The organism is Ruegeria sp. CI5 (assembly GCF_056536885.1).
Window position 1 is genome coordinate 16184 of record NZ_JBQFQN010000009.1, and the last position, 25230, is coordinate 41413.

The 25230-nt window shown below is 62.7% G+C and carries 22 protein-coding genes and 1 tRNA gene; 15 read left to right on the forward strand and 8 right to left on the reverse strand.

Annotated elements, in window-relative coordinates; translation table 11 throughout:
* Positions 1-4 precede the first annotated feature (4 nt).
* The 3 genes from ACR0BA_RS18150 to ACR0BA_RS18160 all read left to right on the forward strand — a co-directional run bounded on the left by ACR0BA_RS18150 (position 5) and on the right by ACR0BA_RS18160 (position 2448).
* Entirely contained in the window at positions 5-817 is an 813-nt protein-coding gene (locus ACR0BA_RS18150; protein ID WP_170447156.1) for an XdhC family protein, read from the forward strand.
* A gap of 106 nt (positions 818-923) precedes the next feature.
* Positions 924-1376, forward strand: a complete 453-nt coding sequence (locus ACR0BA_RS18155; protein WP_093963846.1) for an SRPBCC family protein — start codon at positions 924-926, stop codon at positions 1374-1376.
* Positions 1377-1467: 91 nt separating this feature from the next.
* Positions 1468-2448, forward strand: a complete 981-nt coding sequence (locus ACR0BA_RS18160) for a hypothetical protein (protein ID WP_480729302.1) — start codon at positions 1468-1470, stop codon at positions 2446-2448.
* A 56-nt stretch (positions 2449-2504) separates the two neighbouring features.
* On the opposite strand, the gene ACR0BA_RS18165 is transcribed toward ACR0BA_RS18160, so the two are convergent.
* Positions 2505-2591 (reverse strand) — tRNA-Leu (locus ACR0BA_RS18165).
* Positions 2592-2802: 211 nt separating this feature from the next.
* On the opposite strand from ACR0BA_RS18165, the gene ACR0BA_RS18170 reads away from it, so the two are divergent.
* Positions 2803-3786: a complex I NDUFA9 subunit family protein gene (locus tag ACR0BA_RS18170; RefSeq protein WP_480729304.1), complete on the forward strand. Its 984-nt coding sequence runs from the start codon at positions 2803-2805 to the stop codon at positions 3784-3786.
* Here ACR0BA_RS18170 and ACR0BA_RS18175 read toward each other — a convergent pair whose 3' ends face one another.
* The gene (locus tag ACR0BA_RS18175; protein WP_480729306.1) at positions 3787-4590 is read right to left on the reverse strand and encodes an undecaprenyl-diphosphate phosphatase; all 804 of its coding nucleotides are present in this window, start codon (positions 4588-4590) and stop codon (positions 3787-3789) included.
* Between the two features lie 228 nt (positions 4591-4818).
* On the opposite strand from ACR0BA_RS18175, the gene ACR0BA_RS18180 reads away from it, so the two are divergent.
* The 8 genes from ACR0BA_RS18180 to ACR0BA_RS18215 all read left to right on the forward strand — a co-directional run bounded on the left by ACR0BA_RS18180 (position 4819) and on the right by ACR0BA_RS18215 (position 17036).
* Positions 4819-6252: an NAD(P)-dependent oxidoreductase gene (locus tag ACR0BA_RS18180; protein ID WP_480729308.1), complete on the forward strand. Its 1434-nt coding sequence runs from the start codon at positions 4819-4821 to the stop codon at positions 6250-6252.
* A gap of 29 nt (positions 6253-6281) precedes the next feature.
* Positions 6282-6719, forward strand: coding sequence for a GFA family protein (locus ACR0BA_RS18185; RefSeq protein ID WP_005979708.1), 438 nt, complete (start codon positions 6282-6284; stop codon positions 6717-6719).
* On the forward strand, positions 6716-11248 hold the full coding sequence (gene gltB, locus ACR0BA_RS18190) for a glutamate synthase large subunit (protein WP_480729310.1): 4533 nt from the start codon (positions 6716-6718) through the stop codon (positions 11246-11248). Before ACR0BA_RS18185 ends, gltB begins: the two co-directional genes overlap by 4 nt.
* A 176-nt stretch (positions 11249-11424) precedes the next feature.
* Positions 11425-12342, forward strand: coding sequence for a Hint domain-containing protein (locus tag ACR0BA_RS18195; protein WP_480729311.1), 918 nt, complete (start codon positions 11425-11427; stop codon positions 12340-12342).
* Between the two features lie 40 nt (positions 12343-12382).
* The gene (gene mtgA, locus ACR0BA_RS18200) at positions 12383-13123 is read left to right on the forward strand and encodes a monofunctional biosynthetic peptidoglycan transglycosylase (RefSeq protein WP_480729313.1); all 741 of its coding nucleotides are present in this window, start codon (positions 12383-12385) and stop codon (positions 13121-13123) included.
* 59 nt (positions 13124-13182) lie between these two features.
* Positions 13183-13848 carry an FtsZ-binding protein FzlA gene (gene fzlA, locus ACR0BA_RS18205; protein ID WP_170364267.1) on the forward strand — a complete coding sequence of 222 codons (666 nt, stop codon included), beginning with the start codon at positions 13183-13185 and terminating at the stop codon, positions 13846-13848.
* A gap of 75 nt (positions 13849-13923) precedes the next feature.
* Positions 13924-14961 (forward strand): tRNA epoxyqueuosine(34) reductase QueG, encoded by a 1038-nt coding sequence (queG, locus tag ACR0BA_RS18210; RefSeq protein ID WP_480729315.1) that lies wholly within the window; start codon positions 13924-13926, stop codon positions 14959-14961.
* Positions 14962-15032: 71 nt separating this feature from the next.
* Complete coding sequence (locus ACR0BA_RS18215) at positions 15033-17036, forward strand: hydantoinase/oxoprolinase N-terminal domain-containing protein (protein ID WP_480729317.1); 2004 nt, start codon at positions 15033-15035, stop codon at positions 17034-17036.
* A 3-nt stretch (positions 17037-17039) separates the two neighbouring features.
* Here the strand turns inward: ACR0BA_RS18215 and msrA are convergent, their stop codons facing one another.
* Entirely contained in the window at positions 17040-17552 is a 513-nt protein-coding gene (gene msrA / locus ACR0BA_RS18220) for a peptide-methionine (S)-S-oxide reductase MsrA (protein WP_170361000.1), read from the reverse strand.
* Positions 17549-17998, reverse strand: coding sequence for a peptide-methionine (R)-S-oxide reductase MsrB (gene msrB, locus ACR0BA_RS18225; RefSeq protein ID WP_005979690.1), 450 nt, complete (start codon positions 17996-17998; stop codon positions 17549-17551). Before msrB ends, msrA begins: the two co-directional genes overlap by 4 nt.
* 145 nt (positions 17999-18143) lie before the next feature.
* On the opposite strand from msrB, the gene ACR0BA_RS18230 reads away from it, so the two are divergent.
* Positions 18144-18665, forward strand: coding sequence for a glutathione peroxidase (locus ACR0BA_RS18230; RefSeq protein ID WP_480729319.1), 522 nt, complete (start codon positions 18144-18146; stop codon positions 18663-18665).
* Here ACR0BA_RS18230 and ACR0BA_RS18235 read toward each other — a convergent pair.
* Positions 18641-19528: a DMT family transporter gene (locus ACR0BA_RS18235; protein ID WP_480729320.1), complete on the reverse strand. Its 888-nt coding sequence runs from the start codon at positions 19526-19528 to the stop codon at positions 18641-18643. The genes ACR0BA_RS18230 and ACR0BA_RS18235 overlap by 25 nt on opposite strands.
* Before the next feature lie 184 nt (positions 19529-19712).
* Here ACR0BA_RS18235 and ACR0BA_RS18240 point away from each other — a divergent pair, with 184 nt between their 5' ends.
* On the forward strand, positions 19713-20909 hold the full coding sequence (locus ACR0BA_RS18240; RefSeq protein WP_480729342.1) for a BCCT family transporter: 1197 nt from the start codon (positions 19713-19715) through the stop codon (positions 20907-20909).
* Positions 20910-20995: 86 nt separating this feature from the next.
* On the opposite strand, the gene ACR0BA_RS18245 is transcribed toward ACR0BA_RS18240, so the two are convergent.
* The 3 genes from ACR0BA_RS18245 to ade form a co-directional block, all read right to left on the reverse strand.
* Entirely contained in the window at positions 20996-21283 is a 288-nt protein-coding gene (locus ACR0BA_RS18245) for an HU family DNA-binding protein (RefSeq protein ID WP_170340577.1), read from the reverse strand.
* Positions 21284-21413: 130 nt separating this feature from the next.
* Entirely contained in the window at positions 21414-22877 is a 1464-nt protein-coding gene (locus tag ACR0BA_RS18250; protein WP_170438827.1) for an AMP nucleosidase, read from the reverse strand.
* The gene (gene ade, locus ACR0BA_RS18255; protein ID WP_480729322.1) at positions 22874-24676 is read right to left on the reverse strand and encodes an adenine deaminase; all 1803 of its coding nucleotides are present in this window, start codon (positions 24674-24676) and stop codon (positions 22874-22876) included. The genes ACR0BA_RS18250 and ade overlap by 4 nt, the downstream gene beginning before the upstream one ends.
* Positions 24677-24803: 127 nt before the next feature.
* Here ade and ACR0BA_RS18260 point away from each other — a divergent pair, with 127 nt between their 5' ends.
* Positions 24804-25229, forward strand: coding sequence for a VOC family protein (locus ACR0BA_RS18260; protein WP_480729343.1), 426 nt, complete (start codon positions 24804-24806; stop codon positions 25227-25229).
* Position 25230: the final 1 nt, after the last annotated feature.

The following is a 25230-nucleotide window of genomic DNA, read 5'->3' on the forward strand; positions in this document are numbered from 1 at the left end:
GATCATGCCTGGTTTCGACATTTTCGACACGATTGACCAGTTGCGCAGCAGCGGCGAGGCGTTCTGCGTCGCAACGGTGGTGCGGACGGCAGATGCGACCTCGGCCAAGGCGGGCGCCAAGGCGGCGATCACCCGGGACGGGCGGATCCTCGGCCATCTGGGCGGAGCCTGTGTCCAGCGGGCGGTGCGCGCCTCGGCACAGGAAGCGCTGGCCAGCGGTGCGTCGCGGATGATCCGCGTGAAACCCTCGGACAAGGTGGTGGCAATGACCGATCCGGATGGCGTTCAGACCTTCAAGAGTGGCTGCCCATCCGGCGGTACGGTCGATCTGCTGGTCGAACCCTATCAACACGCACCCCGCCTGGTGATCTTTGGCGATACCCCGATTGCCCATGCGTTGGCGGCTCATGCGGCATTGGCCGGGTTGCGCGTATTCGTTTCGTTTGAGGCCAGCGACGAAGCGGCGCAATCATGTTTCGACCCAAACGACGTGGATGCGTTGGGGGTTGAGCCCCGCGATTTTGTGGTCGTCGCCTCGCAAGGCCAGAACGACAGGGCCGCGTTGGCCTCGGCGCTGGGTACGCCGGCAAGGCGGGTGTCGATGGTGGCCAGCCAGCGCAAGGCAAAGGTGCTGTCGGCCAGGTTGGTATCGCAGGGCATGGACACCGAGAAGGTTGCGCGCCTGAAGTCGCCTGCCGGGCTGGATATCGGGGCCATTGATCCGCATGAAATCGCCTTGTCGATCCTGGCCGAGATCGTGCGCTGGCGAAATGCGGACACCGCCGAGGAGACAACTCATGATGAAAAACTTGCGTAGCTGGGTGGCGCGGCTATGGCCGCCCCGGCCCGCTCAAACCCCCGAGGATGCCGCGGAACAGGCGCTGCGCGTCTTTCCCAGATGTTGCTGAGCAGAGGAATACCCAATGGAACTGACTGACGAAATTCGCATCGCGGCCCCCCGGGACGCGGTTTATCGCGCGCTGAACGATCCCGAGGTTCTGCGGGAATGCATCCCCGGCTGCGAAGAGCTGACCCAGACCGCCCCCAACGAGCTTGAGGCCAAGGTGGTTCTGAAAATCGGTCCGGTGAAGGCGCGTTTCGCTGGCGAGGTGACGCTGGACCAGACCAACGCCCCCGACGGGTTTTCGCTGGTGGGCGAGGGCAAGGGCGGAGCCGCAGGTTTTGCCAAGGGTGGTGCGGACGTCACGCTGACCGAAGATGGTGATGAGACCGTTCTGACCTATACCGCCAAGGTCGATGTCGGGGGCAAGATCGCCCAGTTGGGCAGTCGTCTGATTGCCGGAACGGCCAAGAAGCTCTCGGGCAAGTTCTTCACCCGGTTCGGCGAGGTCGTTGCCGCGCAAACCGCTGCCTGACGCAGGCGCCCGGCGCCGTTCCGGTTGACGAATTGCGTGAGGGGGGTATGCACCTGCATAGCGTTTGGCGATGATGCAGCAGGAGACAGTGGTGCCCCACACCTCGAAAATTGCCGAACTTGAGAATTGGCTGGTGATGAAGCCCGCTGACCTCAAGTCGATTCGTCAGCTGGTCACACGGCTGGAACATGCGCCCAAGGCTCCGGGTTCGGCCGGGCGTTTCTCTGCGGCACAAGCGGACATCGTTACCTCGCTGGGCGCCGATTGGCAGGCGGATCTTTTTGAGCCCGAGCACATGGTCGAACAGTACCGCGCATGGCTGGCCGCATTGCGAAACCGCGGTGTTTCGCAAGCGGTGCCGATCGGGCAGGTCTTTTCCGGGCGTGTCCTCAAGGTACGCGGGCAGAACGCCTATTGCGGCGTTTTTCTGGACTTCTTCAAAGAGACCGGCGCCATCCCGTCGTTGTGCAATGACTGCTACAAGGTGCAGATTTTGCCGCATGACCTGCGTGCGATGTTCCAGACCTATGCCCTGTTGCTTAAGCTGGATCTACCCAATGACAACGCCCGCAAATGCATGATCGAGCTGCGCGACGGGATCAAGTTTCCGTACAAGGCCTATATCTATTGCGACACCGTTGATGACGGGCGCGCCTGCCTGCAGGCGTTCCGCGATCTTCAGGCCAAGCATGGCATTGAAGGAATCAGCAGCAAGATCTCGCACGGATGTTCGGAATACGGGCAGAAGTATCCGGCATTCAAATTCCCGGAAACTGATGACGCGCCCGAGTTCGTTCCCGATCCGCAATGGCCCGCTATCGAAAAGGCCTATTTCAGGTCGATCAAGCTTCCGGCACAGGCCCGGGACAGCAACACCTGTGAGCATGTGAGCCTGCGCGATGTCTTCGCCTTCTGCACATGGGTCAAATACGCCGAGCTGATCGGCGACCCGACCAGCAAGGCCTACGCGGCGCTGCGTGGACCGGACCTTCCCCAGCAATTCATCAAGCGGGTGCGGTCTCAGGCAAAGATCCGTCGCCGCGAGATGGAGGAACTGCAGAAGATGGAATGAGAGCCGACCACCCGTTTGAGGGTGGTTTGCGCGGTTGTCATATCTGTTCGGGGATATGGTGCCCAGGAGAGGACTCGAACCTCCACGTCCATACGGACACTAGCACCTGAAGCTAGCGCGTCTACCAATTCCGCCACCTGGGCAGGTGTCGTGGAGGGGCGTTTAAGCCTACTCGCCGAGGGCGTCAACAGGATTCGAACGGATTATCGAAAGTTTTTTTTCGGTCACCTTCTCGCGGCGCGATCCCGTCGGTTCCGGCAGTGTTTTTTGCCTTATGCGCGGCGTTATTGCGCCTTGTTTGCCGGGCTTTGGAGCGGTAGATCGGAACAAGACCCACACAGCAGGAGCCCAACCATGTCCAAACTGGTCACGATTTACGGTGGATCGGGATTCGTCGGCCGCTATATCGCGCGACGCATGGCGAACGAAGGGTGGCGTGTACGGGTGGCGGTCCGCCGTCCGAACGAGGCAATCTTCGTCAAGACCTATGGCGTCGTGGGCCAGGTCGAGCCCATTCTGTGCAATATCCGCGATGATGCCTCGGTGGCCAGTGCGATGCATGGCGCCGATGCGGTCGTCAACTGCGTGGGCGTTCTGAACGAACTGGGCAAGAATGGATTTGGCGCCGTGCAAGCCGAAGGCGCGGGCCGCATCGCCCGTCTGGCGGACGAGCAAGGCATTTCCCGTATGGTCCACATTTCGGCCATCGGTGCTGACGCGAATTCCGACAGCGAATACGCCCGCACCAAGGCGGCAGGTGAGGCTGCCGTGCTGACCCATATCCCCGATGCCGTGATCCTGCGACCCTCGGTGATCTTCGGGACCGAAGATCAGTTCTTCAACCGTTTCGCCGGCATGACCCGTATCTCGCCCTTCCTACCGATCTTTGGTGCCGACACCCGGTTCCAGCCGGTGTTTGTGGATGACGTGGCGCAGGCCGCAGTCAAGGGCGTGTTGGGTCAGGCCGCACCGGGCGTCTACGAATTGGGTGGGCCCGAGGCCAAGACCTTCCGCGAGCTGATGCAGCAGATGCTCGGGGTGATCCACCGCCGCCGCATCATCATCGGTCTGCCGTTCTGGGTTGGGCGGATCATGGCGGGGGTTCTGGACATGCTGAAATTCATCAGCTTCCAGCTGTTTCCGAACAACATCCTGACCCGCGACCAGTTGAAGAACCTGCGCCGTGACAATGTGGTGTCCGAAGGAGCGAAGGGTTTTGCCGATCTGGGGATCGAGCCTGCTTCGCTGGAATCGGTTCTGCCGGAATACCTGTGGAAATTCCGCCCGTCGGGTCAGTATGACGACATCCAGAACTCGGCCCGGAACCTGCGCATCTGATCAGCTGTAAGCGACAATCAGCAGGATCGTACCCAGGATCACGCGATAGATCACATATGGCGTGAAGCTGACGCTACGCAGCAGACGCATCATCAGGCTCAGCGCCAACAGGGCCGAAACAAAGGCGAACACGGCTGCAATGGCGCTGTCCCTGGCCAGCTGAGCGTTGGCCTGCCCGATCACGTCCAACGACAGCAGCGCGCCCGAGGCGATGATTGTGGGGATCGACATCAGCATCGCGATGCGCGCGCCGTCCTCGCGGGTATACCCCAAGTGCCGCGCGCCAGTGATGCAGATCCCCGACCGCGAGGTGCCGGGAATCAGCGCCAGGATCTGCCACAGACCCAGAACAACCGCGTCCCGCAGCCCCCAATCGGCGGCCTCTTTGGTCTGGGGGCCTTTTTGGTCCATCCAATACAGCAGCAATCCGAAGCCCAGCATCGTCCACCCGATCACCGCCACGGACCGCATCGCGCTGCTGAGGCCGGTCAGGTGCAGGATGGCACCAACGACGACGGTCGGGATGGTGGCTACGATCAACGCCAGGGCCAGTCGGGACTGTGGGGTGTCGATGCGCCCGCGCAAAGCACGTGGCAGGCCCGCAAGGGCCAGTTTCACGTCGCTCCAGAAATACAGAACCACCGCGCCCAATGTGCCCACATGCACCGCGACGTCGATGGCCAGGCCCTGGTCTTCCATTCCGGTGAGGCTGGGCAGCAGGATCAGGTGGCCTGATGACGAAATCGGCAGAAACTCGGTGATCCCCTGGATGATCGCCACCAGAATCAGCTGAAAAAGACTCATCTGCCCGCCCGTGTTTGCGCCCGTGTTCTTTGCATTCAAGGCGTATAAGCGCGATCAGCAAAAGGAAAGTCAGGATTTAGGTCCGAAGTGGTCCTAAAAATGAACAGAAAGTCGCCGAAAGAGATCGATCTTTCTGATTTTTTCCAATTTAGGTCAGTACAGTTGACTTTTCATCCGAATTGGCTTCGCATAAAGAAATCCGACCAAGCCAATTCATGGAGTCTGACCGTGGCCAAGCAACCGATGCTGAAATTTGTGCAGATCGATCGTGACATGCCTGAAAAGCGCGCCGCAACCGATCGCAGAGCGGACTTCCATGAAATCTATGCCGAATACGCCGCCGAAAAAGCCGCCGAGCAGGCCAGCCGTTGCAGCCAATGCGGTGTGCCGTATTGTCAGTCGCACTGCCCGCTGCACAACAACATCCCCGACTGGCTGCGCCTGACCGCCACCGGACGGCTTGAAGAAGCCTATCAGACCAGCCAGGCCACCAATACCTTCCCCGAGATCTGCGGACGTATATGCCCGCAGGACCGACTGTGCGAAGGTAACTGCGTGATCGAGCAATCGGGCCATGGCACTGTCACCATCGGTGCGGTCGAGAAATACATCACCGACACCGCGTGGGAGGAAGGCTGGGTCAAACCTGTCGCTCCAACCGCCGAACGCCCTGAAAGCGTCGGCATCATCGGGGGCGGACCCGGTGGTCTGGCGGCGGCGGACATGCTGCGCCGGGCCGGGATTCAGGTCACGGTCTATGACCGCTATGATCGCGCGGGCGGGCTGCTGATGTACGGCATTCCGGGCTTCAAGCTGGAAAAGGACGTGGTTCAACGCCGAAACGACCTGCTGGCCGAGGGTGGCGTCATTTTTGAACTGAACTGTGACGTCGACGCTGCCAAGTTCGCCGAAATCCACGCAAAACATGACGCCGTGATCATTGCGACGGGAGTCTACAAGTCACGGGATCTGACCATGCCCGGCAGTGGCCTGCCCGGCATCGAAAAGGCAATCGATTTCCTGACTGCTTCGAACCGCAAAAGCTTTGGTGACGCGGTTCCCGAGTTCGACGATGGCCGTCTGAACGCCAAGGGCAAGAAAGTGGTCGTGATCGGTGGCGGCGATACTGCGATGGATTGCGTACGAACCTCGATCCGCCAGGGTGCGACCTCGGTCAAATGTCTGTATCGCCGCGACCGGGCCAACATGCCGGGTTCACAGCGCGAAACCCAGAACGCCGAAGAAGAGGGCGTGATCTTTGAATGGCTCAGCGCGCCCAAGGGGTTTGTTGGCGAGGAGCGGGTCACCGGCGTGATGGTGCAGAAGATGCGCCTGGGCCAACCCGACGCCACCGGCCGCCAGGCCCCCGAAGTGATCGAGGGCGCGGATTACGTCGAAGAGGCCGATCTGGTCATCAAGGCGCTGGGCTTCGAGCCCGAGGACCTGCCCACCCTGTTCGGCCAGCCTGACCTGCCCGTGACCCGCTGGGGCACCATCAAGGCCGCGTTCGAAACCGGCGAGACCGAGATGGACGGCGTCTATGCCATCGGTGACATCGTGCGCGGCGCCTCGCTGGTGGTCTGGGCGATCCGCGACGGCCGCGACTGCGCGCAGGCCATCATCGACCGGTTCAACGGCAAGGCCGCGCTTGCGGCCGAATGATCCCGCAGCCCAGCGACAGGAGGGACAGGATGCCCGAATTGCAAGGCCAATGCATGTGCGGCGCAGTCACCGTGACCGCGACCCCCGCCCGCGACGCGCTGGGCGCCTGCCATTGCGACATGTGCCGCCGCTGGACCAGCAGCGCGCTGGTCACCTTTCCGGCGCAGCCGGGCTATGCGGCGCTGGGGCCGGTCAAGACCTTCACCTCGTCCGACTGGGCCGAACGCGCCTTCTGCGAAGAATGCGGATCGGCCCTGTGGTACCGGATCACCCTGCCGGGCGAGATGCACGGCCAGACACAGATCGCGGCCGGCCTGTTCGACAACGCGGCCGGCAACACGCTGAAACTTGAACTCTACATCGACAAAAAGCCCGAGGGTTACGCGTTCGCAGGTGAACGCCGCCAGATGACCGAAGCCGAGGTCATGGCCATGTACGCCCCGTCGGAAGAAGGAGACAGCCAATGACGAAATTTGATGCCGATTGGGTCCGGGCCGAGGAAGCCAAGCGCAAGTGGATGGCCGAAAATGGCCTGTATTCCGAGCAGGAAGAGCATTCCTCTTGCGGGGTCGGCCTGGTGGTTTCGGTTGACGGCAAGAAAAGCCGCAAGGTGGTCGAGGCCGGGATCAATGCGCTCAAGGCGATCTGGCACCGCGGCGCGGTGGATGCCGACGGCAAGACCGGCGACGGCGCGGGCATCCATGTGCAGATTCCGGCCCCCTTTTTCTATGACCAGATCCGCCGCACCGGGCACGAGCCCAAGATGGACGAGCTGATCGCCGTGGGGCAGGTGTTCCTGCCGCGCACCGATTTCGGCGCGCAAGAGCGCTGCCGGACCATCGTGGAAACCGAAGTTCTGCGGATGGGTTACTACATCTATGGCTGGCGACACGTGCCGGTGGATGTCACCTGCCTGGGCGAAAAGGCCAACGCGACCCGGCCCGAGATCGAGCAGATCCTGATCTCGAATTCCAAGGGCGTCGACGAGGACACGTTCGAGCGCGAGCTGTACGTCATCCGCCGCCGGATCGAGAAAGCCGCCGCCGCCGCGGGGATTTCGGGTCTGTACCTGGCCTCGCTCAGCTGCCGGTCGATCATCTACAAGGGCATGATGCTGGCCGAGCAGGTCGCCGTGTTCTACCCCGACCTGATGGACCAGCGTTTCGAGTCGGCCTTTGCCATCTATCACCAGCGTTATTCCACCAACACTTTCCCGCAATGGTGGCTGGCGCAGCCATTCCGCATGCTGGCGCATAATGGCGAGATCAACACGCTGAAGGGCAACATCAACTGGATGAAAAGCCACGAGATTCGCATGGCCTCGGCGACCTTTGGCGACTATGCCGAAGACATCAAGCCGATCATTGCGGGCGGATCGTCGGATTCGGCGGCGCTGGATTCGGTGTTCGAGGTTCTGGTGCGCGCGGGTCGCTCGGCCCCGATGGCCAAGACGATGCTGGTGCCGGAAAGCTGGTCGAAACAGGCGGTGGAACTGCCGCAGGCCTGGCGCGACATGTATTCCTACTGCAACTCGGTGATGGAGCCGTGGGACGGCCCCGCCGCGCTGGCCATGACCGACGGGCGCTGGGTCTGCGCCGGGCTCGACCGCAACGGCCTGCGCCCAATGCGCTATGTCGTCACCGGCGACGGTCTGGTGATCGCCGGGTCCGAGGCGGGGATGGTCCCGATCGACGAGGCCAGCGTTAAGGAAAAAGGCGCGCTGGGTCCGGGCCAGATGCTGGCCGTCGACATGAAGAAGGGCAAGCTGTACCGCGACAAGCAGATCAAGGACAAGCTGGCCGCGGCCCTTCCGTTCGGCGAATGGGTCAGCAAGATCAACGATCTGGACGAAAAGCTGGCGAAGGTCGCCGAAAAGCCGCTGTTTACCGGTGAAGAGCTGCGCAAGCGCCAGATCGCGGCGGGCTATACGGTCGAGGAACTGGAGCAGATCCTCGCACCGATGGCCGAGGATGGCAAAGAAGCGATCGCCTCGATGGGCGACGATACGCCCTCGGCGGTTCTGTCCAAACAGTACCGGCCGCTCAGCCATTTCTTCCGCCAGAACTTCAGCCAGGTGACCAACCCGCCCATCGACAGCCTGCGCGAATACCGCGTGATGTCGCTGAAGACGCGGTTCGGCAACCTCAAGAACGTGCTGGACGAAGACAGCAGCCAGACCGAGATCGTGGTGCTGGAAAGCCCCTTTGTCGGCAACGCCCAGTGGGAAGAACTGGTGGCGAATTTCGACGCGCCGCTGGCCGAGATCGACTGTACCTTCGAACCCGGCACCGGCGCGCTGAGCACCGCGCTGGCGCGCATCCGCGCCGAGGCGGAGGAGGCCGTGCGTTCGGGCGCGGGTCACTTGGTGCTGACCGACCAGTATTCCGGCTCCGGCAAAGTGGCGATGCCGATGATCCTGGCCACCAGCGCGGTGCATTCGCACTTGATCCGTCAGGGGCTGCGGACCTTCTGCTCGCTCAACGTGCGTTCGGCGGAATGCATTGACCCGCATTATTTTGCGGTGCTGATCGGCTGTGGCGCGACCGTGGTCAACGCCTATCTGGCCGAGGATTCGCTGGCCGACCGGATCGAACGCGGGTTGCTGGAAGGCAGCCTGACCGAAAACGTCGCGCGCTATCGCGAGGCGATCGACCAGGGCCTGCTGAAGATCATGGCCAAGATGGGCATCTCGGTGATCTCGTCCTATCGCGGCGGCCTGAATTTCGAGGCCGTGGGCCTGAGTCGCGCCATGGTGGCCGAGTATTTCCCCGGCATGACCAGCCGGATTTCCGGCATCGGCGTCACCGGCATTCAGTCCAAAGCTGAAGGAATCCACGCCAAAGGCTGGGAGAGCGGCCTGGACGTTCTGCCCATCGGTGGTTTCTACAAGGCCCGCAAATCGGGCGAGACCCATGCGTGGGAAGCGACCTCGATGCACATGATGCAGATGGCCTGCAACCGCGCTTCGTACGAGCTGTGGAAGCAGTATTCGGCCAAGATGCAGGCCAACCCGCCGATCCATCTGCGCGACCTGATGGATTTCAAACCGTTGGGCAAGCCGATCCCGATCGAGGAGGTCGAGTCGATCACCTCGATCCGCAAGCGCTTTGTCACCCCGGGCATGTCGCTGGGCGCGCTCAGCCCCGAGGCGCACAAGACGCTGAACGTGGCGATGAACCGGATCGGCGCAAAATCCGACTCGGGTGAAGGTGGGGAAGATCCCGCACACTTCGTGCCCGAGCCGAATGGCGACAACCCCTCAGCCAAGATCAAGCAGGTGGCCTCGGGACGGTTCGGCGTGACCGCCGAATACCTCAACCAGTGCGAAGAGCTGGAAATCAAGGTGGCCCAGGGTGCCAAGCCTGGCGAGGGCGGCCAGCTGCCCGGCATGAAGGTCACCGATCTGATCGCGCGCCTGCGTCACTCGACCAAGGGCGTGACGCTGATCTCGCCGCCGCCGCATCACGACATCTACTCGATCGAGGATCTGGCGCAGCTGATCTATGACCTCAAGCAGATCAACCCGCGCGCCAAGGTGACGGTCAAGCTGGTGGCGTCCTCGGGCGTGGGCACGATCGCCGCCGGGGTGGCCAAGGCCAAGGCCGACATCATCCTGATCTCGGGCCACAATGGCGGCACCGGGGCATCGCCCGCGACCAGCATCAAATATGCCGGCCTGCCATGGGAAATGGGCCTGACCGAGGCGCATCAGGTTCTGGCGATGAACAACCTGCGCGACCGGGTGACCCTGCGCACCGATGGTGGCCTGCGCACCGGGCGCGACATCGTCATGGCGGCGATGATGGGGGCCGAGGAATACGGCATCGGCACCGCCGCCCTGATCGCGATGGGCTGCATCATGGTGCGCCAGTGCCAGTCGAACACCTGCCCGGTGGGCGTGTGTACGCAGGACGAGAGCCTGCGCGCCAAGTTCACCGGCAATGCCGACAAGGTGGTGAACCTGATCACCTTCTACGCACAGGAAGTGCGCGAGATCCTGGCCAGCCTCGGCGCACGGTCGGTCGACGAAATCATCGGCCGGGCCGATCTGCTGGCGCAGGTCAGCCGCGGTTCGGCGCATCTGGACGATCTGGACCTGAATCCGCTCCTGATCACCGTCGATGGCGCGCAGAACATCGTCTATGACCGTGACAAGCCCCGCAACGCGGTGCCTGATACGCTGGACTCAGAAATCGTGCGCGACGCAGCGCGGTTCCTGAAGGATGGCGAGAAGATGCAGCTGTCTTATGCCGTGCAGAACACGCACCGGACGGTCGGCACCCGCGTGTCCAGCCACATCGTGCAGAACTTTGGCATGCGCAACACGTTCCAGCCGGACCACCTGCATGTGAAACTGCAAGGCTCGGCCGGTCAGTCGTTGGGCGCCTTCGCCGCGCCGGGGCTCAAACTGGAAGTGTCGGGTGACGCCAACGACTATGTGGGCAAGGGCCTGTCGGGCGGTACCATCGTCGTGCGCCCGCCGCAGGTCAGCCCGTTGCAGGCCGACCGGAATACGATCATCGGCAACACGGTCCTGTACGGCGCGACCGACGGGTACCTGTTCGCGGCTGGCCGTGCAGGCGAGCGGTTCGCCGTGCGCAACTCGGGTGCCACCGTGGTGGTCGAGGGCTGCGGCTCGAACGGGTGTGAGTACATGACCGGCGGCGTTGCGGTGATCCTCGGTGACATCGGTGCGAACTTTGGCGCGGGGATGACGGGTGGCATGGCCTATCTGTACGACCGCGAAGGCAAGGCGCAGCTGCTGATGAACATGGAAACCCTGGTGACCTGCCCCGTAACGGTCGAGCATTGGGAGATGCAGCTGAAGTCGCTGATCGAGCGCCACGCCGCGGAGACCGGCAGCCGCAAGGCCGCCGATATCCTGCAGCACTGGGATGTCGAGCTGTCGAACTTCCTGCAGGTCTGCCCGAAGGAGATGCTGAACAAACTCAGCCACCCGCTGAGCCACGAGGCAGCGGCGGTTCCGGCCGAATAAGACCGCCTGTGAAACCTGCCCTGCGTGTTTGAAAAGACACGCGGGGTTTTCCTTTTGTGCCCTCCCGTTTCCGGATTTCTTGAAAAAACATTGCGTGTCGCTAGGCCTGTACACGGAAAGTTTGGAAATTTCGCCAATGCTTCCGCTTGCCGCCAATTTCGCCAGGGAGTCGTCGCATGCCCACGACCTATCTTGACCAGTTCTTTGCCATGGATCCGGCCAGCCCGCCGGCAACGGGGACCCTTCTGACGGTTGAGAAGTACAACCTGGTCGACCAGAACGACGATGGCGACATCGACAGTTCCGACAATGACTCGGTCAACGGCATCGACGTCACCCGATCCTGGCCGGGCGACACGGTGACGATCAACGTGTCTGGTGTGGGGAACGTCACCTACACGGGGATCACCTTCTATCTGGCTGATGGCAGCCGCGTGTTCACCCCGACGGACGGTCAGGTGCTGCAAGAGGGGACGCTAGTCTCGACGACTTTCGTCAATACCGAAGGTCCCCTGGTGGTTCCGGGTGAGCTTGGGCCGCCGTGTTTTACTGCCGGAACACTGATAAAGACACCCGATGGATTGCGCCGCGTCGAGGATCTGCAGGCCGGTGACCTGGTCACGACGGTCGACAATGGTGCGCGGGCCCTGATCTGGGTCGGGAGAACTGCCGTCGCGGCCGAGGGCAACGCCGCACCAATCCGCTTTGCCGAAGGGGTTTTGGGACTGGACCGTGACACTCTGTTCTCGCCCCAGCACCGGATGCTGATCGACGATTGGCGCGCGGCTTATTTCTACGGCCACCCCGAGGTTTTGATTGCCGCACATTCCCTGGTCAACGGCACGACGGTGACCCGGGTCGAAGGTGGAGAGATCGAGTATTTCCACCTGTTGTTCGACCAACACGAGATCGTCATCGCCAACGGCGCCAAAAGCGAAAGCTACTATCCCGGCCACGCCGTTACGCGGTCTGACCGGGAGACCCAGGCCGAGCTGTTGCGACTGTTTCCGCAGTTGGCAGCGGTGGAAGATGGTGGTCCGAAAACCGCCCGTCCGGTGGTGCGCCCGCGCGAAGGGCGGCTGATCGCGTCATAATTCCGTTCCAAATACCGGTGCTGCGGCGTATAGCAGGAACATGGCGAAGAAAGCAGCGCGCAAATCCCGCGGTAAGTCCAAAAAGGCAACCCGGTCTCGGAAAACGGAAACGCTCATCGTTCGGATTCGGCGGTGGGCACTGCGTGTCGTCGGTGCCCTGGCCGCGGCGTTCGTGGCGCTTGTTTTGCTTTACACCGTGGTCAACCCGCCGATCACCCATACGATCTGGTCCGAGTGGCGCCGCCTGGGCAAGGTGGACCGGGAATGGGTCGCGATCGAGGATATGTCTCCGGTCATGGCCCGATCGGTCGTTGCGGCCGAGGATGCGAATTTCTGCCTGCATTGGGGCTTTGACGTGAACGCGATCCGCGATGCGCTTGAAGATGGTGGCAACCGCGGGGCGTCGACCATTTCTCAGCAGGTGGTCAAGAATGTCTTTCTGTGGCAGGGGCGCAGTTGGGTGCGCAAGGCGCTTGAGACCTCCATGACCCCGGTCGTCGAAATCTTCTGGAGCAAGAAGCGCATACTCGAGGTGTATCTGAACGTGGCGGAGACCGGTGAGGGCCTGTTCGGGATCGAGGCGGCCGCCCGCAAGAATTTTGGAGTCAGTTCCGCCCAACTCAACCCGGTGCAGGCGGCGCGGCTGGCGGCAATCCTTCCGTCACCGCGAAACCGTTCGGTCACGGATCCGTCGGTTTACACCCGCAGACGAGCCGCCGCGATCCGCGATGGAGCGGCCACCATCCGCGCAGATGGTCGCGCAGATTGCTTCGAGGATTGAAACTTCTGCCCGTCAGCGGCTATTGCTGAGCGGTACTCAATTGGTTCGAATGGATCCACATGGCGCGTTTGTTTCACGTTCCCCTGTCCCCCTTTTGTCGAAAAGTCCGCCTGTCCCTGGCGGAAAAGAAGATCGAAGTCGAATTGGTCGAGGAAAAGTACTGGGAAAAATCCCCGGACTTCTTGCGCAGAAACCCTGCGGCCAAGGTCCCGGTTCTGCGGCTGGATGGCCGGGTGATGTCAGAAAGCGCGGCGATCTGCGAATACATCGAAGAGACGCGGCCGGAACCCGCATTGATGCCGAAAACTCCGGAAGCACGGTTCGAGGTGCGCCGTCTGGTCAGTTGGTTTGATGACAAATTCCACCATGAGGTGACATCCAAGCTGCTGTACGAGCGGGTGAACAAAAAAGTGACCGGTCAGGGCTATCCCGACAGCAAGAACGTCAAGGAAGGCGCGCGGGCAATCAAGTTCCACTTGGATTACATGGCCTGGCTGCTGGATCAGCGGCGCTGGCTGGCGGGGGATCAGATGACATTGGCCGATTTTGCGGCTGCCGCGCATCTGTCGGCGTTGGACTATATTTCGGACGTGGACTGGAATCGCAGCCATGTGGTCAAGGACTGGTACGCCAAGATCAAGTCTCGCCCGGCCTTCCGGTCGATTCTGGCGGATCAGGTGCCGGGCTTCCGCCCGCCCGCCCATTACGCCGACCTGGATTTCTGATAGGTTGGGGCAGGGGGCGGTCTGCACCCTCTTGGCCCATTGGGCCAATTCACCCCCGAGGATATTTTGGGCCAGATGAACAGCGCGACGGCATTGAAGGACAGGTTGGTGTCGCAGGCCCGGGCCGAGGGGTTCGTGTCGTGCCGGATCTGCCGACCCTGGGACGTGCCGGAAGTGCCTGCGCGGTTGGCCGCCTTTCTGGCGGCCGGTTATCACGGGCAGATGGGCTGGATGGCCGAGCGCGCCCATTGGCGGGGGGATCCGGCGGAGCTGTGGCCTGAGGCGCGCTCGGTCATCATGCTGGCCGAGAGTTACACGCCGGATCATGATCCGACCGAGGTTCTGGGCCGACCCGATCGCGGGGCGATCTCGGTCTATGCTCAGAACAAAGACTACCATGATCTGGTCAAAAAGCGGCTGAAGCGGCTGGCCCGGTGGCTGATTGCCGAAGCCGGGGGCGAGGTGAAGGTGTTCGTCGACACCGCGCCGGTGCCCGAGAAAGCACTGGGCCATGCGGCCGGGTTGGGCTGGCAGGGCAAACACACCAATCTGGTCAGCCGGGAGTGGGGCAATTGGGCCTTTTTAGGGTCTGTTTTCACCACTCTGGACCTGCCGACGGACCCGCCGGAAGTGGATCATTGCGGGTCGTGTCGGGCCTGTCTGGATGCCTGTCCGACGGATGCCTTTCCGGCGCCCTATCAACTGGATGCGCGGCGCTGCATTTCCTATCTGACCATCGAGCACAAGGGGCCGGTGGATCAGGAGTTGCGCGGCAAGCTGGGCAACCGGATCTATGGCTGTGATGATTGCCTGGCCGCCTGTCCGTGGAACAAGTTCGCGGTGGCGGCCAGTGACATCCGATATGCCGCGCGCCAAGACCTGATGGCGCCGCCGTTGGCGGAACTGGCCGGGTTGGACGATGCGGCGTTCCGGGCCAGATTCTCGGGTTCTCCGATCAAGCGGATCGGGCGCGGCCGGTTCGTGCGAAACGTTCTGTATGCCATCGGCAATTCCGGGTCGTCGGAGTTGATTCCGGTCGCGCAGGCGTTGATCGAGGATGCCGACCCCACGGTGGCCGACGCGGCGCGCTGGGCGGTCGAACAACTGTCGTGAATGCCGCAAACAGGCTGGACGCGTCGGTTCAAACCGCTACACCCGTGACTGCGAACAGGATGGAGATCCCGATGGCGTTGGCTTTGGGTGTGGATACCGGTGGAACCTACACCGATGCGGTGCTGATCCGGGACGAGGAAGAGGTGATCGCCTCGGCCAAGTCCCTGACCACACGCGAGGATCTGGCGATCGGCGTCGGGCGGGCGATCCGGGCGGTGCTGGACCAGGCGCAGGTCGCGCCCGTTCAGATCTCGATGGCGTCGCTGTCGACGACGCTGGCCACGAACGCGCTGGTCGAGGGGCAAGGCGGGCGCGTCGCGCTGATCTATGTCGGATTTCGGGACGGCGATCTGGACAGGCATGGGCTGCGCGATGCGCTGAAGGGTGACCCGGCGCTGGTGATCTCGGGCGGGCACAGCCATGCCGGGGCTGAGGCCGCGCCTTTGGATACAGGGGCGTTGACCGAATTTCTGGACCAGCAGTCCGGGATTTCCGGGTTCGCGGTTGCGGCCCAGTTTGCCACGCGCAATCCCGCGCATGAGCTTGAGGTCGCGCGGATCATCACTGAGAAAACCGGCGCGCCGGTGACCTGCTCGCATCAGTTGTCGGCCAAGCTGAATGGGCCGAAACGTGCGGTGACGGCGGTGCTGAATGCACGTCTGATCGGAATGATCGACCGTCTGATCGGCCGGGCGCAGGATGTTCTGCTCGAGCTGGGCATCGACGCGCCGATGATGGTGGTGCGCGGGGATGGCGCCTTGATGAGCGCCGAGCAGGCGCGGGAGCGGCCGATCGAAACGATTCTCAGCGGTCCGGCGGCCTCGATCGTGGGGGCGCGCTGGCTGACCGGAGTTCAGGACGCACTGGTGTCGGATATCGGAGGGACGACGACCGATGTGGCTCTGATCCGCGACGGAAAGCCGGCGATCGACCCGGCGGGCGCACGGGTCGGCGGGTTCCGCACCATGGTGGAGGCGGTGGCGATGCGCACGCATGGTCTGGGCGGTGACAGCCAGGTGCATGTGGTGACGGAGGGCCTGCGCGGCGGTGTGTTCCTGGGTCCGCGCCGGGTGCTGCCGGTGTCGCTGATCGCGGCCCAGGCGCCCGGGGTGGTCCATGCCGCGCTGGACGAGCAGTTGCGCGCGACCACGGTGGGCGAGCACGACACCCGTTTCGCCCGCCGCGTGCCCGGCATCCACGCCGAGGGTCTGGGCCCGCGCGAGGCGGGGCTGCTGGAGCGGCTGGGGGACAAGGTTATGTCCCTGAGCGCCCTGTTGCGCACGCGGATGGAAAACGGTGCTCTGACCCGGCTGGTGGATCGCGGGATCGTTCAGGTTTCGGGGGTGACGCCGTCGGATGCCAGCCACGTTCTGGGGCGCCTGTCCGATTGGGATGCCGATGCCGCGCGCAAGGCGCTGGAGTTGATTGCTCGCCGTCGTGTGGGGTCGGGCGACCGGCTGGCGGGCTCGGCCGATGAGCTGGCCGGGATGATCGTGGATCAGTTGACCGAGCAGACCGTTTTAACCTTGTTAGAGACTGCTTTTGCGGAAGAGGCCGAGGCGTTCGGCCTGCCGCCCGAGGATCTGGCGCGCCATGTGCTGACGCGGCGGGGCTTGCGCGGGCATCGCGGTCTGCTGGCGTTGGACACGAGGCTGAACGTGGATGTGGTCGGGCTGGGAGCCTCGGCGCCGAGCTATTACCCGGCGGTCGGCGAGCGGCTGCGCTGCACCATGGTGCTGCCCGACCATGCCGGGGTGGCCAACGCGATCGGGGCCGTCGTGGGGCGGCTGACCATGCGGCGGGCGGGCACGGTGACCGCCCCGTCCGAAGGCCGGTACCGCGTGCATCTGAACGACGGGCCGCAGGATTTCCCCGAACCCGAACCCGCGTTGGACCTGCTGGAGGCCGAACTGCGGCGCGAGACCGAAAGCGCCGTGCGCGAAGCCGGGGCCGAGGATATCCGCGTGATCGTCAACCGTGACATCCGCACCGCCCGGATCGAAGGCAAGGATGTCTTCGTCGAGGCGATGCTGACCGTCGAAGCCAGCGGCCGCCCGCGGGTGGCCGTCGGCTGACCTTTATTCGGCGGCGCTGCTGCGTTTGGGCAGAACCCAGTCCGGGCGCGAGAAGTGGCAGGTATAGCCGTTGGGGATACGCTGAAGGTAGTCCTGATGCTCGGGCTCGGCCTCCCAGAAATCGCCCGCGGGTTCGACCTCGGTCACGACCTTGCCGGGCCACAGCCCGCTGGCATCCACATCGGCGATCGTGTCCAGCGCGATCTGTTTCTGCGTTTCGTCGCAGTAATAGATGGCCGAGCGATAGCTCATTCCGATGTCATTGCCCTGGCGGTTCACGGTGGTCGGGTCGTGGATCTGGAAGAAGAACTCGAGCAGATCGCGATAGGTGATCTGCGCGGGGTCGAACCAGATCTCGATCCCTTCGGCATGGGTGCCGTGGTTGCGATAGGTCGCGTTCGGCACGTCGCCGCCGGTATATCCGACGCGGGTGCGCAGAACGCCGGGCAGCTTGCGGATCAGGTCCTGCATGCCCCAGAAGCAGCCTCCGGCCAGAACGGCGCGTTGTTCGGTCATTTCGGGTCCTCCACTTGATCGAGGTATTCGCCATAGCCCTCGGCCTCCATGTCGTCACGATGGATGAACCGCAGCGCGGCGGAGTTGATGCAATAGCGTAGCCCACCCTGATCCAGCGGACCATCGGGAAACACATGGCCCAGGTGGCTGTCGCCATGTTTCGAGCGGACCTCGGTCCGGATCATGCCTAGCGAGCGGTCCTCAAGTTCGGTGACGTGGTCATGCACGATGGGTTTGGTGAAACTGGGCCAGCCGCAGCCCGATTCGTATTTGTGGGTCGAGGCGAACAGCGGCTCGCCCGATACGATATCCACATAGATGCCGGGTTCCTTGTTGTTCAGGTGCTTTCCGGTGCCGGGGCGTTCGGTCCCGTTGCGCTGGGTGACGTGGAATTCCTCGGGCGAGAGGGCGGCGACAACCGATGGATCTTTGGTGTATTTGGGCATGGGTCCTCCGGCGTTTCATACGTTGCCGAGATATTTGGGGTGCGCCGCGACAAAAGCAAAGCCCTGTTTCGTCCGGCTCGCGCGATCGTGCGGGTGATCTGCCGCCGTGCGTCGCGCGTATCAATATCAAAGAGGAGGTCACGCCATGTTCAGAATGTTGCTGTTGTCTGCCTTGTTGTTGATCGGTCGAACGGTGCAAGGCGCACCGGTGTCCGGAGAGTTCCCTTCAATCGATGGCGGCACGCTGTCGCTGTCGGACTGGCGCGGCCAGCCAGTTCTGGTGGTCAACACGGCCTCGCAATGCGGGTTTACCGGGCAATATTCCGGGCTGCAAAAGCTGCAGGACACCTATGGACCCGAGGGTTTGGTGGTTCTGGCGGTCCCGTCGGATTCCTTCAACCAGGAGCTGGAAACCGCCAGCGAGGTCAAGGAGTTCTGCCAGCTGAACTATGACCTATCTCTGCCCATGACCGACATCACTCCCGTGACCGGTCCGCAGGCGCACCCGTTCTACAAGGCGGTCGCGGCCGAAACCGGGTTTGTGCCCAACTGGAATTTCAACAAGATCCTGCTGAGCTCCGAAGGTGAGGTCGTGGCGACCTTTGGGTCGACGACCCGGCCGGATTCCCGCAAGCTGCGCCGTCAGGTCGAGGCCCTGCTGCGCTGAACCGGCTGGCGTGACAACTGCACGGCCAGAATGCCCAGCGTGGTGACCGCAACGCCGACGGCATCCATTGCGCCCAACCGCTCACCCAGCAGAATCGCGGCGATCGTGACCCCGAACACCGGGTTGAGGAAATGGAAGGTCGCCGCGCGGATCGGTCCGATCCGGTTGAGCAGCAGGAACCAGATCAGCGTGGCCAGCAGGCCGGGGAACAGGGTTGTGTAGGTGAAGGCCAACGCCAGCGGCCAGGTTGGACGGACATAGATCGTCTCGAACAACGGGGCGGCGACGAACAGAACTGCCGAGCCAACGAACATCTGCAAACCGACGACCATCATGAAATTCCCGCCCGAGGTCGCGCCGCGCACGGCCAGCGTGGCGAAGGCCAGCGCCAGCGCGCCCAGCCCGCAGAGGGCAACGCCGAACAGGTCGATCCCGGCGCTGATCCGGCTGCTCATGATCAGGGCCACGCCGGCGAACCCGGCCAGCAGACCCAGAACACCCAGCGGGCGCAACCGTTCCCCGAACAGCAGCCAGCCGGCCAGAGCCACCAGCAATGGCATGGTCGAGGCGATGATCGCCGCGACCGAGGCTTCGACCGTTTGCATCGCATAGAAATTCAGACCCAAATAAAGGGCATTCTGGCAGATTCCGAACAGGATGGTCGCATGCCATTGCGACCGCGTCAGGTGCCAGCTCTGGCCCATGGCCCGGGCGATTGCGACACCCAGGATGCCGGAAATCAGGAAGCGAACCGCCAGTGAAAACAGCGGCGAGGCATCCGCGACGATGATCCGCGCCGATGTAAAGGCCGACGACCAGATGAAGGCAAAGGCCAGCCCCATGGCGATGGCGCGCAGATCCATGACCGCTCCTGTTTGAATGTGCGGCGACTGTTTCCGATTTTCTCTCGGGCCACAAGCGCCCGAGCGTCAAAAAAGACACATGGAGCGGGCAAGTTTTCCCTGGGTGCCGGTTTTATTGATTGACTGGCCAATTAAAGATATCCGCTCGGTGATCTGACATCTAAAGGGAGGTTTGTCGGTGCTATTGGAATACATCCTGTCATTCGGGGTCCTGCTTGCTCTTGGGCTGGTAGCGTTCTTCGTCGTGAAATGGTGGAACCTGCGGAGCGTGGGCGTGACACCTGTACATCTGTTCACTTTCATCGCGATCCTGTTCACATCCGGCCTGGATGTCGGGCTGATCATGTTCCCGCTCACCGAATTCGGAGGCTATGCCGAAGATCCGGCCTATGCGTTCGCAAACCCGCTGGCGATCGAGTTCGGGTTCTGGGGTTTCCTGATCTGGGCCTTCTATTTCCTGACGGCCTTCTATTTCTGCGTCATCGAGCCCCGAGTGCAGTTCTTTGAAATCCCGGTGGTCAAGCTGATCAACAATGTGGTGATCATCGGGACCTGCGCTTTCACCGCCAGCCTGTTCCTGATCTACCTGCCCGGATACCTGCCCGAAGTTGGCGATGGCGAGTCCGTAGTGACCACGTTTTACATTATCGTGTTTGTCGTCATTCTGGCCGCAGCCTATTCTTCGACTGACCTCAAATACGTGCGGATTCTTTCTGTCGGCTCGACGTTTCTGTTTCTGGCGCTGATCCTTGGCATGTGGGCCGCGGCCGGTATGGGCGTTGCGGGTTTCGTGGAAACCAGCAGCAATATCGGGGCGTATTTCGCCAATATCCACAAGTTCATACTGCCTCTGACCGACTATCACGCCTTCTACCTGTTTTGGTGGTTTGCCTGGTCGATCATGATCGGTCAGTTCACCTCGCGCTTTGTCGGAGGGCTGACCACCTGGCAATTGCTGGCGGCGTTGCTGATCTTTCCGTCGATCCCCTTGGCGATCTGGTTCAGCGTGCTTTACTACTATCACCTGAACGGCATCAGCACCGCAGGCATCACCAACATCGCGATGGTGATCGTCGGCGTGACCTTCGTGATTAACTCACTGGACTCGCTGATCAGGCTCTATACCGACAACCTGAACATGACGGTCGAACGCTTCGGTAAGACGGCCTATGTTGCCGGCAATGTGGTGCTTCTGTTTGTGCTGACGCTTCTGTTCCAGAGCCAGTGGCTGCAGATTCAGTGGATCGGCGCCGTGGTGGTTGGCCTCTACCTCGCCTGCGTGGTCTATGTCCTGATCGTCAAGCGCACAGAGGTGATGAGCATCGACTCGATGCCCGAAGATCGGGATCTGGATTTCCACAAGGTCGAGACTGTTCACTGACCTCGGCCCGCCGGACCCGGTAAACAAATACCAAAGAAAAAGGGCCGCGAAATCGCGGCCCTTGATCGTTTTCCCTAAGGCGCGGATCAGCTGTTGACGCTGTCCTTCAGGGCCTTGGCGATGGTCATCTTCACAACCTTGTCGGCTTCTTTGGTGAAGGTCTCACCAGTGGCCGGGTTGCGAACCTGACGCTCGGGGCGCTCGCGGCAGTAGATCTTGCCGACGCCCGGCAGGGTCACAGCGCCTCCGGCCGAAACTTCGCGGGTGATCAGGCCAGTGATCGCCTCCAGCGCCGCGTTCGCGGATTTCTTGTCGGTTCCCATTTCCTCAGCGAGAGCAGCAACCAGCTGAGTCTTCGTCATAGGCTTTGCCATTTCTTGGTCTCCTTAACGTGCCCGATCTATTGGGCCTCACCGCGTAACTGTAACGGGATATTGTGGGCGAACACAACGAATAGTAGCACCGAAACCCCAAAAAATATGGGGATTTCGTTGCTTTTTTGCGTCAGAGGAAGGCCGTTTCGTCGAACGAGCGCAGTTTCCGGCTGTGCAAACGTTCCAGTGGCATGCCTCGCAGGTGTTCCATCGCCCGGATTCCGATCGCCAGATGGCGGCTGACCTGAGTTGTATAGAACTCGGACGCCATGCCGGGCAACTTCAATTCGCCATGCAACGGTTTGTCGGATACGCACAGCAAGGTGCCGTAGGGCACACGGAACCGATAGCCGTTTGCGGCGATCGTGGCGCTTTCCATATCCAGCGCGATGGCGCGCGACTGGCTCAGCCGTTGCACCGGGCCGGATTGGTCGCGCAGTTCCCAGTTACGGTTGTCGACCGAAGCCACCGTGCCGGTGCGCATGATCCGCTTCAGCTCATAGCCTTCCAGCTCGGTCACTTCGGCTACGGCGCGTTCCAGCGCGACCTGAACTTCGGCCAGCGGCGGGATCGGCACCCAGACGGGCAGATCGTCATCCAGCACCTTGTCTTCGCGCAGATAGGCATGGGCCAGCACGAAATCCCCCAGGGCCTGCGTGTTGCGCAGCCCCGCGCAGTGGCCGACCATCAGCCAGGCATGTGGGCGCAGCACCGCGATGTGGTCGGTGGCGGTCTTGGCGTTCGATGGCCCGACGCCGATATTGACCAGCGTGATCCCCGACCCGTCGGCGCGTTTCAGGTGATAGGTCGGCATCTGCGGCAGTTTCAGCGGCTGTTCCAGCGGCGCGTCGGGGTCGGTGATCTCGACATTCCCGGTCGAGACGAAACTGGTATAGCCGCTGTCGGGGTCGGCCAGTTGCGCGCGGGCGTAGTTTTCGAATTCCGAGACGTAGAACTGGTAGTTGGTGAACAGAACGTGGTTCTGGAAATGGTCCGGATCGGTGGCGGTATAGTGGGCCAGCCGGGCCAGAGAATAGTCGATGCGCTGGGCGGTGAACAAGGCCAGCGGGCCGACGCCATCCTGCGGTTCGTGCACGCCGTTGACAATGTCGTCATTGGTGGTTGTCAGATCGGGCACGTCGAACACGTCGCGCAGGGTGAACCCGGCAGCACCCTGATGAGGGACCACCAGATCGGGGTTGCCGGCCACGGCGAAATGCACCGGCATCGGCGTGGTCGAGGGGCCGATGGTCACCGGCTGGTTGTGGTTCTTGATCAGCAGCGCGATCTGCTGCGTGAGGTAGGACCGGAACAGATCCGGCCGGGTCACGGTAGTGGCATGTACCCCCGGCTCGGACACGTGACCAAAGCTCAGGCGGCTGTCCACATGCGCGTAAGACGCCGTACGGATACGAATTTCCGGGTAATAGGCTCTGTATCGGACCTTGGGCGTACCGCTTTCCATGGCCTCGGCAAAGCTGTCGCACAGAAAGGCGGTGGCCTCGTTGTACAGCTCTTCCAGCCGGGCAACGGCCGCGGCGGCATCGGTGAAAATCTCGGGGTCCCGTGGGTCGGGCGTTGTTATTTTTGTCATGCGAGGGGTTCCAAAAGGTCAATTTTTTCGAATGTGCGGACATCCACCAGTCCCAGATCGGATATCCGCAGTTCGGGGATGACGACAAGGGCCAGCAGCGAATGCTGCATGTAGGCGTTGTTCAGCTGACAGCCGCAGGCCTGCATCGCCTCGACCATCTTCTGCGCCTTGGCCGCGACGTCCGCGGCCGGGCTGTCGGACATCAGGCCGGCGATGGGCAGTTCGACCAGCGCCAGCTCTTCGCCATCACGGAAGATGGTTATGCCGCCGCCCACTTCGGCCAGACGATTGGCGGCCAGCGCCATCTGATCGCGGTCGGTGCCGACCACGATCATGTGGTGGCTGTCATGTGCCACGGTCGAGGCCATGGCCATCCGGCCCTGGTAGCCAAAGCCGGACACGAAGGCGTTGGTGACACCGCCCGTGGCCCGGTGCCGTTCGACCAGCGCGATCTGGCAGACATCGCCTTCGCCCTCGACCAGCCCGCCGATAATGGGCAGCTCGGCCTTCAGCGCCTGGGTGGGGGCTTGGTTCTCGACCACGCCGATCACGTTGGCACGCACGCGGTTGGCGCCGTCGGGCGCGGGGACCTCGAAATCGGCGGCGGTCAGGGCATGGCCCAGATGCACCGTGTTGCGCGCCCGGTCGGGCCAGTCGTAGTGCGGGCAATCCACCTTGATCGCGCCGTTCTCGGCCACCACCTGTCCGCGCGCGATGACCATCTCGATCGGCAGGTCGGTCAGGTCCGAACTGAGGATCACGTCCGCCCGGCGGCCCGGCGTGATCGAGCCGATCTCACGCTCCAGCCCGAAATGGGTGGCGGTGTTGATCGTGGCCATCTGCAATGCGATCAGCGGGTCGCAGCCGCAGGCGATGCCATGGCGGACGACGCGGTTCATGTGGCCCTCGTTCACCAGCGTGCCCGAGTGACAGTCATCGGTGCACAGGATGAAGTTGCGCGGGTCCAGCCCCTTTTCGGTGACGGCGGTGATCTGGCTTTCCACGTCATACCAGGCCGAGCCCAACCGCATCATCGACCGCATCCCCTGCCGCACGCGGGCAATGGCGTCGGCCTCGCAGGTGCCTTCGTGGTCATCCGCCGGGCCGCCGGCGACATAGGCGGCAAAATCAGGCCCTAAATCAGGGGAAGCGTAGTGTCCGCCCACGGTCTTGCCCGCGCGCTGGGTCGCCGCGATTTCGGCCAGCATCTTTGGGTCGGCGTTGATCACGCCGGGAAAGTTCATCATCTCGCCCAGCCCGATGATGCCGGGCCAGGTCATCGCCTCGGCCACGTCTTCGGCGGTGATCTCGTAGCCGGTGGTTTCCAGCCCGGGCGCCGAGGGCGCGCAGGACGGCATCTGGGTGAAGATGTTGACCGGCTGCATCAGCGCCTCGTCATGCATCATCCGCACGCCGTCCAGCCCCAGCACGTTGGCGATCTCATGCGGGTCGGTGAACATCGAGGTGGTGCCATGCGGGATCACCGCGCGCGCGAACTCGGCCGGGGTCAGCATGCCGGATTCGATGTGCATATGCGCGTCGCACAGGCCGGGGATCATGTAGCGGCCCTTGGCCTCGATGATCTGCGTGTCGGGGCCGATGCAGTGGCTGGCGTCGGGGCCGACATAGGCCACGCGTCCGGCGGCGATGGCGATGGAGTGATCGGGCAGCGCCTCGCGGCTGTGCACGTTGATCCAGATCCCGCCGCGAATGACCATGTCGGCGGCTTCGCGGCCAGCGGCAACGGCGATCAGGCGGGGGGCGACGTCGGGCCAAGAGGGGAAGGGTGCGTATTCCATGGCACAACTTTCCCGAATGCATCGGAAGGTGCAACCCCTGCCGTGCCACCTTCATGAAACCGTCATCCGACCGGGCGCGGGGCAGCAAATGCTTGATCCGCGCTGCGATGCGGGGTCTGGTAGCGACATGGATTACGAAACCATAGATGCGGACAGTTTTGGCCGCAGCCTGCGCGGGATCGGGCTGAACCTGCTGGTGCGAGATGTCCCGGCGGAATGCGCTTTTTTGGAGACTGTTTTTGGCCTGAAATCCCATCAGGTGACGGCGGATTTTGCCATCGTCACCTATGGCGATCAGGTGTTTCAGCTGCATTCGGACGGCACCTATCATTCCAACCCGCTGCTGGGGCTGGTTCCCGAAACGCCCCCACGCGGTGGCGGGATCGAGATTCACCTGTACGACACCGACCCGGACAAGGCGGCGGAGCGCGCCAGGTCCGCAGGCGCGGTCGTGCTGCAGGTGCCGACCGACAAGCCCCACGGTCTGCGCGAGACCTATATCCTGTGCGAGAACGGCTATGCCTGGGTTGCCAGCCGCCCCAAAGACGGCTGAA